This window comes from Photorhabdus akhurstii (assembly GCF_019090985.1).
Taxonomy (GTDB): domain Bacteria; phylum Pseudomonadota; class Gammaproteobacteria; order Enterobacterales; family Enterobacteriaceae; genus Photorhabdus; species Photorhabdus akhurstii.
On sequence record NZ_CP020335.1, the window covers coordinates 1025417 to 1037839 of the forward strand.

Genomic DNA, 12423 nt, shown 5'->3' on the forward strand with positions numbered 1-12423 from the left:
TATTGCATCTCTGTTCTCAAGCCTATTATCGTTTTTAGATAAAACACCCATCCATATATTTCCAATAAATAAAGGCAATCCTATGAATCATGATATCAGCCCGTTGCTAAAGAAAATAGGTAATAAATATAACTTTACTGATAAGATAATTGAATTAGGTTATAAATCTATTTTTGATCTTATAAGAATGCCCCGTAATCTATTTGTAGAGAAGTATAATTCAGATCATCAGGCAGCAGGTATTTATGATACAGCAAACAGCTATGCTATACAAATAGCCCGTAAATTTCGCCAGCAGCATTATACTCATAATACATATGCCAGAAGTTATTCTTCGCTTTCATTAAAAGAAGGTCCTCAATATCAATCCTTATTTCAGGATAACTGGCAGCAATATTGTCCAAATGGCTCACCGGAAGCAAATAATTCACCGGTTGCTTATTTAGCAGAAATTTATAAATTAGCGATGGATATTGAATCCAACGCGGGTGGTGAGGCCATTAAAATGGATGATCGCCGCTCTGATTTAGCGCATTTAATGCTGGATGAAGTCAGTATTAATCAAGAGGTTTCAACACTGTCATTGGTTAATACTATGCTAAGTCAACGTTTGGAAGCTATGCTAAAGCAGCAAGGAAAGACCAATTTATCCAGTTATGATCTTTTGGCTAATGTACGTTATCCATTCCAACTCCCTTATGATTATGCGCAAAACCAAATTAATCTAACGTTTGATAATAAAAAACTTTTTTGTTTGGAAATGATGCAACAGACAGACAAGAGTTATCCTTATTTTCTGAAATCCAGTCTGAATACTGCTAATGGAGAATTTGTCGCACCTTTAGCAAACCAGTTAGGTATTTATCAGCAAAAGATAATTAATGAGCCATTGAACCCCTCTAATAGCCAATTCTATCAGGATAATTACGGTGTTAATAATGCAGAGTTACTTGAATTGTTATCAACTTTTACTAGACAAACAACTCTTTCTGTCGCAGAGGTTGAGCAATTATTATGTATAAAAGGAATATCTACAAATAAGGAAGCTGCATTAGAGCAAAATAATGTGAGATTATCTCAAAATGTGCTTAATTTAGGTATACCTGAGGCTCCTTATAGTTATGGCGCCGTTTTTATTAATGGGCCAAATGCAAAAGAGAGTGATTTCTTACATTTGTATCGTGAATTTGTTTCAAGTGGTAATTTACCGCAAGAGGTAAATAAACTATCTGGTGTAAATCATGAACGCTTTGATAGATTAAATCGCATGATACGATTGTGGAAATGGGTTAATTTACCGGTAGATAAAATTGATTTATTGGTAACTTCGACGATGCGGGCAGAAGGGGATGCAAATAAACAATTACAGATGAATGATAATACCTTACGTATGTTAGGAATTTTTCATCATTGGAGTAAAAAATATCATATTTCACCTGATGATTTTGCCGCGTTGATATATCAAATTACCCCTTTTTCGACGGGTACAGCCATTCCTTTCTTCGATCAGATTTTCAATTCATCTTCGTTATTTGATACGCCATTGGTAATTGATGATCGTGAGTTTTATTCGGAAACAAAACAGGATGATAAGATTATTAGCAAGTTATGTGCTGGCTTGAAAATTGAAGCGAAAGATTTTGCTCTATTAGCGCCATTAGTTGCTGAATCGATTGGTAAAAAGAGTTTAACATGTTCACTTGCTGTTATTTCTGCGTTTTATCGCATTGTGCGATTGTCGAGAATTTTGGGGTTAACACCACAAGAAGGTGTGGTTCTTTTAACGCTGATAGGTGGAAATAAAATATTAAAACAGGTCGCGGGTATGCCTTATTTATCGCAATCAGGAAATAATAGACAAACAGATATACTGGATATTATGATTGCAATCGAGCAGGCTACAGAATGGTTGAGAATAAATAAATTATCTGTTGGTACTCTTCAACTATTCTTATTACCATCTAATGAAGTTGTTATGACTGGAAATGCGGCACAGGTGGCCTTTATTAATCAAGTTGGATTGCATCGTAATTCAGAAAGTTTAATACTGGAAAGTTTGTCGGAAAATATTTTACCTATATTGGATAATAATGGTGATTTGATTGATTGGTTAACTCCACGTCAAACTATTTTAAACGCAGTATCTCATCAAAAATATGGTTTGGTTAAACCTGATATTAATATTAGTGATGAAATTAATAAAGCGATAAAAAGTATATTACTTGATGATAAAGTCAAAGTATCTATTACTGAGCAATGGGCTGTAATTATTACTCAAACTCAATCCGCACAAAATGCAATATCAGCCAGTATGTTGGCAAATGCATTTCAGCTATCACAACCATTTCCTTTATTTATTTTAAATTGGATTGGCTCAAGTAGTTATGATTTTTTATTGAAGTCATTTGAACTGTTTGATAAGAAGAATTTGCAACCAGAGGTGATCAGTCAGGATTATTTGATACTGATGTATGACTTATCGCGATATATTTCAGTGATTAAGACGTTCCAATTGAGTACTGTGATGTTGAATCATTTTTCTGAACATCCTGAACGGTTTGGCTGCCAGAATACGCAACTTTCTTTATCGGTTATTTATTATTTCAGTCGCTACCGAGATTGGATGCAATTAGTTGCCTCTTTAGATAACGCGGAAGATAAAATATTGCGTTATTTGGAACTAGTCAATAAGAATAATCAAAGTAACGATAAAACTAATATGGTGAAAATATTAACTGAACTATTGTCATGGCAGAGTGATGAGGTGTTATTAGCTAATTCATATATTATTGGCAAGGAAGAGAATACAGTAAAAACATTAGCTGAAATAGATATCATGATGAGACTTAAAGTTTGGTCTGAGGAAATGGCTCTTTCCATGCGCTCATTATTAGCGACGATAAATATCAATACTCATTCCTCTTATGAGGATTATAAACAGGTTGGCACAATGATGGTAGCAACTCTGTAAATATAGTTTTCATGGTGGAATAAAAAATTTCTAATAGAGGTTCAGGATATGAAAAATATTGTTTCTAAAAAATTAGCTGAGAATGTTCGTGATGGATTGGTTAGTTATTACTTAGGGCATATTTCAAAAACAGCTAATTCACCCGATTTAAAAACGCCGGATGATTTATATCAATATTTACTGATTGATAATCAGGTATCTAGTCAGGTTAATACCAGTGTCGTTGCACAAGCGATTTCCAGTATTCAGCAATATATTAATGGCATTATGCTTAACATGGAACCTGGGTATGATTATCAATATGAAGATAGAGTAGAGAAATGGAGTGATATTTTAAGTCAATATAATATTTGGGCTGGTTTTCAACAGTTATGGAATTATCCAGAGAATTATATTAGTCCTATATTACGCCAGGGTAAAACAAGTGATTTTAAAGAGTTGGAGGATAATTTAAATAAAGGGAAGTTGAGTGATGAAGTTGTTCAAGAAGTTATGTTGAATTATTTAAATAAATTTGAAGAAATAAGTAACTTAGAGTTAATGAGTGGCTATGTCAATACGACTAAAGAATTATCTCCCGCTCAAGCTGAATATTATTTTATTGGTAAGATGAATATTACGCCAGGTCAATATTATTGGCGATCGTTGAATATGGCTAATCGAAATATGCAAGATGTCATTAATCCTACCGCTTGGAAAGAATGGGAGAAAATTAGTATTCCTGCTACTGGGGAAGTGATTAAGATCCGGCCAGTTGTTATTGATGGTCGTCTTCATATCGTTTGGTTGGCACATGAAGTTGATAATAATAAAGAAGAAAAAAATTATTATAGTATTAATTTGATATATCGAAAATTTAATGGTGAATGGAGTCTGCCAAATAAATTACGTACTTTTACCAGCGATAAGAGTAAAGTTAATGATGGTTTTGAACTCATTGCATTAATGGATTTGCGAGCTGAACCGGTATTAGTTATTTCTGCTATTTATAAGTCAGTAAAAACAGAAAATAATACATCAGGAGAAGAGAGCTATCCTTACTCCTGTAATTTACTATTTAACGAAGTTCCTGTGCCTCTGGTTGGTGATAAGTCATTAGATCTCTATATTTATCAACAGATTAAATCTAATTCTACGGAAGATCTTACACAATCAAATATGTTGTCAGCCTATTTTGGGGATGCATACAAATTAGTTGATAAACCGGTTTATCAGGAGTCAGGAAGTTATCCTGGGCTTGCGACAGAAAAAATGAACCTATTTGCTGAAATGGGTAGTAGAAAACTGCGTCTCAGTGGTAATAATAGTTTGTCAATTGGGAAAGAGATTATTAAATCTGTAGCATGTGATATTGATCTTAAAAGTAAATCTAGTGAAGCAGGAAAGGTTAATATTTCACTTGCTGATGGCGCAAAAGAAAATAATGGAAAAATAACCGTTTCTGTCGCGGTGACTATTAATGATAATAGTTATGGGTCAGGTGACTATTTTTATATTATGTTTAATTCTAGTCAGAGTGGTTATCCTGAGTTGAACGTTAATTTCTCTGAATGGGGACAAAAGCAAGGTAATACTTATCATTTTGCCAAAGAAATGGAAGTACCGCTGTCTGGACTAAAAGAAGCTAAAGTATTTAGTTCAGAACTCAATAAATCTGGTGGTAAACTTGTTGCTTCTGGAGAGGGAACGCCAAAAGTAGATATTGATCATTCCGGTTATCGGGAGGCTGATTTCTGTTTATGGCATACTAAAGGAGGGAGCGATAGTCTGTTATATTCAGAACGCCAATTACTCAATGGAAAGAGTATTATTCCTACTGTAGAACTTGATCTCGATGAAATAAATGGTAATGATCCGAGTGTATTTTTAAAATTAGGTTATAAGAAAGAGGGTGAAGATGCGGATTTAGGTTATAACTATTATGAAATTAAACTAAGTAAAACGCCTTATCCTCATTTGCTGTTGGCCTATGATAAAAAAACGCAAGCACAGTATTTGGACATTACTGAATTACAATTTAAATATCGATCTATCAGATTAAATACCTTATTTGGCAAGGAACTTATTGCGCGGGCTAACCACTCTATTGCTGATGTACTGAGTTGGGAGGCGCAACATATTAAAGAGCCGCCTATTCCGGGGAGTGATGAAAATAATGATTCAGCGCTTAACGGAGCAAATAGTATTTATTTCTGGGAGCTTTTCTTCCATGTGCCTTATTTAGTTGCGTATCAACTCAATACTTCACAACAATATCAGGATGCTCAAAACTGGTTACACTATATTTTCAATCCAGGAGTAAAAAATAAGGCTAATGGTAGCCCAAGCTATTGGAATTGCAGCCTGTTAGAGGTTTCTCAAGATAGTTCAGTACAACTAAAAGGATTACAAGATCCAGATGCGATAGCTTATGCCGATCCGGTACATTATAAGAAAGCCATATTCCAAATGTATGTGCAGAACTTAATTGATTTCGGTGATAGTTTTTATCGCTTTCTGACCAATGACGGACTTAATAATGCTAAATTACGCTATCTTCAAGCACAGCAATTACTTGGCCCCAGACCTGATTTTGATTTAGTCAGTCATTGGCTACCGATTGAATTGGCAGATGTCACCTCTTCAAAGAATAATAAATTACGCGAATTTGAGAGTAATCTTGATCCTGATATATTAATTGATCTTCCAGCGACTAAAGTCAGTGCTCATACGGCGGTGGATAATGCGATATTCAGAGTGCCTTTGAATAATGATTTACTGTGGTATTGGGATATTTTATCCAGCAGATTTTATAATTTGCGCCATAATTTAACTTTAGATGGTAAACCTTTATCGCTACCATTATATGCAACACCTGTCGATCCGAAAAATTTGCTCGCTTTACTGGCGAACGGTGGATCATTATTAGCAGCAGGTAGTACGGCTATTTTGAATATACCGCCTTATCGTTTCCGGGCATTATTACCCAGTGTTTATCATGCGGTAGATACATTAAGTCATTTTGGTGATTTACTCTTGAGTGCGCAAGAACATAAAGATCGTGCGGAACAGGAAGAGTTGAATCAATTACATTTGAAAGAGTTAGCTGTTTTTACCATTTCATTGCAGAAAGATGCTGTCACAATCGCTGAAAAAGGGAAACAGGCATTATTAAAAAGTCAGCAGACAATACAACAACGGATTGATCATTATAAGGCGCTTTATGATGAAAACATTTCTACAGATGAAACCAACGCCTTGAATTTACAAGGTACGGCAAAAATTATTTCTTCTGTTGAGGAAGGAATGTTAACCGCCGCCGGTGCCGCCTCGCTGATACCTAGCATTGCGGGAACGTCATTTGGTGGACAACGATGGCATATGCCGCTTGTTTGTTCCGCCGGTATTACACGTACGGCATCATTAATGATGCAAATGGCAAGTGATGCATTGAGTGTTAAAGCCAGTTATAACCGGCGACGTGAAGAGTGGGAGATTCAATATAAACAGGCGGAAAGTGAGCTGGAAATGTTGAAAAAACAGATTGAACAGCAAGAGGCGCAAATTTCCGCCGCGAATACAACATTACAACAGTCTCAGGCACAACTGCAAAAAGAGCAGGATATGTATCAGTTTCTTACTGTGACCAGGGTAACGAAATCTTCGCTTTATCAATGGCTGAATGATCAGATGATGTCATTATATCGTCAGGCTTACGATGCAGTGCTTTCGCTATGTTTAAATGCACAAGCATGTTGGCAATATGAAATGGGGGATTTTTCCACACAATTTATTGTACAAAATGGTTGGGACGATAATCATAATGGTTTGTTGGTCGGAGAAAAGATTAAACTGAATCTATTGAAAATGGAATCGGCTTATTTGAATCGTAATGAACGTCGTTTAGAGTTAACTAAAACGATCTCGTTAAAAAATCTATTGTCTGATACGAAAAAATGGCAAGATATTCAATCTGAACTTAAAACCGGTGAAGGAATTACATTTATACTGAATGAGAAATTATTTGATCAGGATTATGCCGGGCATTATTTACGCCAGATCACTTCTGTATCGGTCACGCTGCCGACATTAATTGGTCCTTATCAGGATATTAAAGCGACTTTAACTCAAACCAAAAGTTATACATTGAAAACGCCGGATATTAATGGTGTGAAATATTTACTTTCAAATAAAGAGGGCGATAATAAACAAATTGTTACGAATTTGAGAGCGAGTCAACAAATTGCACTTTCATCAGGGATTAATGATAGCGGTACATTTAATCTTAATTTCGGTGATGATCGCTATTTACCTTTTGAAGGAACGGGGGCGGTTTCTGACTGGAAACTCACCTTCCCATCAGCGGCAACAGACAGTATACAGCGAGATATTCTGGATAATTTGACAGATATTATTTTGCATGTATGTTATACCGCGAAGGATGGCGGAGAGGCATTTGCTGGTCAGGTAAGAGAATTGCTTAAATAATACGTTTATTTGTCGCTGTTTTTGTATCTAATATTTAATTAGGAATCTGGTAAATTTATTTTTATTATTTGCCAGGTTCTTGTTATTTTGGTTAGGAATTAGATCATGATAAACAATACGTTAAAAATTGACGGCCATGTGGCTGTGATCACTTTTGACCCGGAAATCGAGATGTTTCGTGGTGAGTTTGTCGGGTTAAGTGGTGGCGCTGACTTTTACGTATATAGCGTCGATGAGCTGAAAAAAGATGGCATAGAACCTTACAAATTGTATAGAGGTAATGAAATCAGGGGCTTTTAAGTAAAAGTGAAATTCAGCGTGCTAAGCGCTGGATCTCACTTTTGAGAGAGTTAAACGGCGGGTAATGTGGTTAAAGCGACTTCCGGCTCGCTTATCTCGATATGCCGGATATATACACCAGCATGAGCCATCATCGCAATCAACTTATCCACACTGAAAAGCTGTATTTTGCCCCTGGCAAGTTCTGAAACACGGGGTTGGGTAATCCCCAGTACTTTGGCGGCTTCAGCTTGGGTAAATTCCCGTTTTGCTATCCATGCGTTGAGCGTATTCGTTAGTTGCGCACGGATCTTCATGTTTTCGGCCTGCTCTGGTGTATCTCTGATCGCGTCCCATACGCTTTCAAAAGTCTGCATTTTCATAATTTCCGCTCCTGTATCAGTGCCTTAAACGAGGTTTGTCAGCGGTCAGAGTACCCCGAAAGGTACCTTTAATGGTTATGTTAAGCGGTGATAATTTTCAATCCTTGTTTATCAATGAGGTTTAGCATTCTTAATGCTGCCCCATTGGGCTTAATTTCACCACGCTCCCATTTTGATACGCTTTCTTTCGTCATATTAAGCGCCAGAGCTAAACTAGCTTGAGAAATGTTATAACGGTCGCGTAATTTCTTGATTTCATCGCCAGACATCGGGCGAGCTTTAGCTATATGTTTACTTAAATTGCGAACTTGAATTCTAGCTTCAAGTTTTTTGGTTAAATCACCGTTAGAAATACCAGCCTCTTCTAGCTCTTTTGCAAAGCCAAGCATTTCGTCCAATTTAGTGCTCATCTTTCACCTCTACCAAAAGTTTTAGTTCGAGCATTTTTTTTATTTTTTTATCATCATACTTTAGAAGTTCTGCGGCAACGTCTTTGTAACCCTCCAAGTCATCGTCCTCGATTTCCTTAGCTCTTTTTCCGCTGACTTCACTTTTTGACCAGCCATCGAAAAAAAACAGGTTAGTTCCACTTTTAAAGAAGATGATAGTTCGTGTGCCACCACTTTTACCCGTGCCTTTTAAAGGAACCCGCTTCTTGATAACACCACCGCCTAAATTAGCTTCAAATACACCATTCATGACCTCAGACGCCGCTTTAAGTAAGGTATCTGTGGTGATTTTTAGTTTTTTGGCTTTTTTATTAAAAAGTTTTGTTAAGTAAATAGCCACGAAATCCCCGAAATGGTAATTTTTATTATAGTAATCTTTGCTATAGCATTGTGCAAGTTTTAATCTATATTATCTATATAAGCTAGGTCAGAGTAGTTATCAAATCGAGACCATTGACCGTTAAACATCAGTCAAACCGTACCTATCAGGTTGTTGCGCTGCTTACCTGTGATGACCTCAGCTATTCCTTTCGTGTCTGTATTTTCATTATATAGGCCGCCATTTGGCGGCCTATTGATCTAAAAGTCAGGATTTTTTGCAATCAAATTAACCGCTGCTTTTCTCTGCCAAAATAAACATCCCAAACGGATGAATTTCCAGATAATAATTATCGCCAACATCGGGTTGCAATTGGGTAGCGTTAATCTGTAATAGCAGAGTTTGCCCTTGCCAATCGACGGTGACTTCATATTGTGGCCCCATGTAAGCCACATGACTAATGGTACAGCGTTGGCTGGTATTACCTTGATGGCTCAGGGTAATTGCTTCCGGTCTGACGCCTACCGTTACCGATTGTTTGTTGGTGGTAAAGTTTGCTGGCCGTGGCAGGCGATATTGAAAAATCTCAACATAATCAGTACCTAAAGTCGCCGGGAAGATATTGGCGTCTCCCATAAAACTTGCCATAAACTCAGACGCCGGTTGGCGATAGAGTGTTTGTGGCGTGCCAATTTGCATGATTTTACCTTTATTCATCACCAGTACCGCATCGGAAACTGCAAATGCCTCACTTTGATCATGAGTAACATATAGCGAGGTAATATTAAATTGCTGCTGTAATTCGCGGATTTTCTCGCGCATACTGCGACGCAGATTGGCATCAAGGTTACTCAGCGGTTCATCGAAAAGTAACACTTTAGGCTTGAGGATCAGTGCGCGAGCGAGAGCGACACGCTGTTGTTGACCGCCGGAGATTTGGTCTACGTAACGCTCTTCAAAGCCGCCTAAATCCACCAGCTCCAGCGCCTCTTTAACCCGTTCCCGTATCTCGGCTTTAGGCCGTCCTAGCATTTTCAGCCCGTAGCCAATATTTTCCCCTAGCGACATATGCGGGAATAGGGCATAGGACTGAAATACCATGCAGATGTCTCGTTGCTGAATAGAGCGATCTGTGACGTCTTCACCGTCAATGAAAATCTTACCTGAGCTAGGTTTCTCCAGCCCGGCAACCAGACGTAATACGGTGGTTTTACCGCAGCCGGAGGGTCCTAACAGTGTGACCATATGTCCCTGTGGAATAGATAGTTCCAGATTATCGATCACGGTGTTGCTACCGAACCGTTTGGTTACATTTTTCAGTTCGACAAAATTTTGTTGTGTCATGTCGTCACTCCGTGATTACTGTGTATTTTTGGCTTTGGAACGAGAAATCCGCGCTTCGCCAATCAGGTAGTCAAATAAGAAAATAATGGCCAGCATAACTACAATCAGGATCGAGCCATAAGCGATAGCAACTCCGTATTCACCATCTTCCACTCGATTCAGAATATAAGAGGTTGCTACGCGGGTGTCTGGTGTAACCAGGAAGACAATCGCGCTGACGGTGGTAATCGCACGGACGAAGCTATAGATGAGTGCAGATAAAATCGCCGGGCGTAGTAAGGGTAACAGTATATGGAAGATGGTTTTCATCGATCCGGCACGTAGGCTGAGTGAAGCTTCATCCAGTGATTTATCAATTTGTCCAAGACCGGCAATACCTGCCCGGATACCCACCGGTACATTGCGCATAGTCATGGAGATAATGACGATTGCCGCAGTTCCGGTGAGATAAAAAGGTGAATCGTTGAAGGCCAGAATGTAGGAAACCCCGGCGACGGTACCCGGTACGGCAAAACATAGCATGGTAGTGAATTCAATGGTTTTTTTACCGCGAAATTCCTGGCGTACAACAATGTAGGCGATCAGCAAACCCAAAATAGCGGTAATAGGGGCAGCGATACCGGCGTAGAGCAAGGTATCCAGTAATGATGGCCATGCGCCGTCGTTCATCCCTTGACCGAACAGTTTAATAAAGTTATCCAAGGTCAGGGTGTAATCCACTCCCCAGTTAACGGTGAAACTGCCGTAGAAGATGCTGCCGTACAATAGAATGTTGAATACAACCCAGATAAACAGGATGGCACAGACACCCCAAACCAGTGAAGTTGGCAACGGTTGTACATCACCACGGTAGGATTTGCCGGAAACCGTGACATAGGAACGTTTACCAATCCACAAATACTGAACGCAGAAGACCAGTAGCGAGAAAACCAGCAGCGAAGCGCCGAGAGTACTGGCGGCTTGATAGTCGAGTTGAGAACCGGTGATATAGAAGTAGATCTGGGTCGCCAGTACGTCAAAGCTACCGCCCAGTACCAGTGGGTTACTGAAATCTGCCAGCGACTGGACAATGACAATCAGGAAAGAGTTCGCCAGTGCCGGTTTCAACAGCGGGATAAAAACATTGAAGAACGTCTGATAGCGATTGGCACGCAGAGTATAGGCAGCTTCTTCCAATGAGGGATGGATGGTTTTGATGGCGCCATCAAGGATCATAAACGCCATTGGTGTGAAGGCTAGAACTTGCGCCAGCCAGATGCCGGTAAAGCCATACAGCCAGTTGGTGTTGGTTAGGCCAAACCAGTTTGCCATAAATTCAGTGATATAACCGGAACGGCCCATCATCAATGTGACGCCTAAACCGACAACAAAAGGCGGGGTGACGATAGGTAAGATGGAGAATACCCGGCCAATAATGGCAGAGCGGCGGGCGATTCTGGCGGTATAAATTGCCAGTACCAGTCCGAAGAAGGTGCAACCTGCGCCAACCGCCAGCGAGAGTAGAACAGAGTTGATGATAACCTGAATAATATGTGCCTGCCCCAGAATTGATATAAACGCAAATGGGGCAAACTGACCGGCATCATCCGTAAACATCGGAATAAAGATGGCAATACTCGGATAAAGGATAAATATGCCGATGAGGGCAATAACCGTGACTAATGAGCCGATAACAAAACTATCACCACCTAGCCACTCAAGGCGAGACAGGGCTAGAGTGATAATCGCGCCCAGCGAGATAAATAGGAAAATCGTCGAGTAGCCTAGCCCACGACCAATAATCGCTGCGCTGATAACGACAAATAGCGCACATAATAAAGCATAACCTGCATCAAAATAGTGGCGGTTACGTTGATTGCGATTTGCTGGTGTCAGTGGACGTAGCAGCAGCACTGAGGGCAGCAGGAACCACAGTAAGCCGATGTTTAATCCATTCCAGCCATAAGCGGCGAAGAGTTCATCTTGAGTAGATTCGAAAAGGCCGTAGTCCAGGCTCCATGATGGCAGAAGCGCGAAAGCCAGCCACATTAGAGCAATCCACCAGAACACGGCATCCTGCTTTTGTCTGATAGGCAGGGTAAAGGCGTGAGACATAATTTCCTTCCGTTTTATTATTATTGTGTGGTAGCAGCAGTAAGAAGCTATCCTTTAAGGCATTATTGGCGCGGGAACATAAGGTAGCCTGACGGATAGCTTCTTAAGGGCGGGAAA

The 12423-nt window shown here is 39.3% G+C and carries 8 protein-coding genes and 1 pseudogene; 3 read left to right on the forward strand and 6 right to left on the reverse strand.

What is annotated here, in order from left to right:
- The first annotated feature begins 82 nt into the window (after window positions 1–82).
- The 3 genes from B0X70_RS04410 to B0X70_RS04420 all read left to right on the forward strand — a co-directional run bounded on the left by B0X70_RS04410 (window position 83) and on the right by B0X70_RS04420 (window position 7738).
- The gene (locus B0X70_RS04410; protein WP_217470969.1) at window positions 83–2971 is read left to right on the forward strand and encodes a Tc toxin subunit A; all 2889 of its coding nucleotides are present in this window, start codon (window positions 83–85) and stop codon (window positions 2969–2971) included.
- A gap of 48 nt (window positions 2972–3019) precedes the next feature.
- Window positions 3020–7438, forward strand: coding sequence for a Tc toxin subunit A-related protein (locus B0X70_RS04415; protein WP_217470970.1), 4419 nt, complete (start codon window positions 3020–3022; stop codon window positions 7436–7438).
- Window positions 7439–7543: 105 nt separating this feature from the next.
- Window positions 7544–7738 carry a type II toxin-antitoxin system HicB family antitoxin gene (locus B0X70_RS04420; RefSeq protein ID WP_217470971.1) on the forward strand — a complete coding sequence of 65 codons (195 nt, stop codon included), beginning with the start codon at window positions 7544–7546 and terminating at the stop codon, window positions 7736–7738.
- 50 nt (window positions 7739–7788) lie between these two features.
- On the opposite strand, the gene B0X70_RS04425 is transcribed toward B0X70_RS04420, so the two are convergent.
- The 6 genes and pseudogenes from B0X70_RS04425 to B0X70_RS04445 form a co-directional block, all read right to left on the reverse strand.
- Window positions 7789–8100, reverse strand: coding sequence for a helix-turn-helix domain-containing protein (locus tag B0X70_RS04425; protein ID WP_105396049.1), 312 nt, complete (start codon window positions 8098–8100; stop codon window positions 7789–7791).
- 80 nt (window positions 8101–8180) lie between these two features.
- Window positions 8181–8510, reverse strand: a complete 330-nt coding sequence (locus tag B0X70_RS04430) for a type II toxin-antitoxin system RelB family anti-toxin transcriptional regulator (protein WP_065390143.1) — start codon at window positions 8508–8510, stop codon at window positions 8181–8183.
- Window positions 8500–8889: a type II toxin-antitoxin system RelE/ParE family toxin gene (locus B0X70_RS04435; protein WP_217470972.1), complete on the reverse strand. Its 390-nt coding sequence runs from the start codon at window positions 8887–8889 to the stop codon at window positions 8500–8502. The genes B0X70_RS04430 and B0X70_RS04435 overlap by 11 nt, the downstream gene beginning before the upstream one ends.
- A gap of 59 nt (window positions 8890–8948) precedes the next feature.
- Window positions 8949–9104 (reverse strand): annotated as a pseudogene (locus B0X70_RS25900) (replicative DNA helicase); the annotation flags it as partial.
- A gap of 52 nt (window positions 9105–9156) precedes the next feature.
- Window positions 9157–10212 carry a ferric ABC transporter ATP-binding protein gene (gene fbpC, locus B0X70_RS04440; RefSeq protein WP_217470973.1) on the reverse strand — a complete coding sequence of 352 codons (1056 nt, stop codon included), beginning with the start codon at window positions 10210–10212 and terminating at the stop codon, window positions 9157–9159.
- A gap of 15 nt (window positions 10213–10227) precedes the next feature.
- Window positions 10228–12306: an ABC transporter permease gene (locus B0X70_RS04445; protein ID WP_217470974.1), complete on the reverse strand. Its 2079-nt coding sequence runs from the start codon at window positions 12304–12306 to the stop codon at window positions 10228–10230.
- Between the last annotated feature and the right edge of the window lie 117 nt (window positions 12307–12423).

Coding starts and splice junctions, on each gene's coding strand:
- B0X70_RS04420 (WP_217470971.1), top strand. CDS start 7,544: ATGATAAACAATACGTTAAAAATTGACGGCCATGTGGCTGTGATCACT.
- B0X70_RS04415 (WP_217470970.1), top strand. CDS start 3,020: ATGAAAAATATTGTTTCTAAAAAATTAGCTGAGAATGTTCGTGATGGA.
- B0X70_RS04410 (WP_217470969.1), top strand. CDS start 83: ATGAATCATGATATCAGCCCGTTGCTAAAGAAAATAGGTAATAAATAT.
- B0X70_RS04430 (WP_065390143.1), bottom strand. CDS start 8,510: ATGAGCACTAAATTGGACGAAATGCTTGGCTTTGCAAAAGAGCTAGAA.
- B0X70_RS04425 (WP_105396049.1), bottom strand. CDS start 8,100: ATGAAAATGCAGACTTTTGAAAGCGTATGGGACGCGATCAGAGATACA.
- B0X70_RS04445 (WP_217470974.1), bottom strand. CDS start 12,306: ATGTCTCACGCCTTTACCCTGCCTATCAGACAAAAGCAGGATGCCGTG.
- fbpC (WP_217470973.1), bottom strand. CDS start 10,212: ATGACACAACAAAATTTTGTCGAACTGAAAAATGTAACCAAACGGTTC.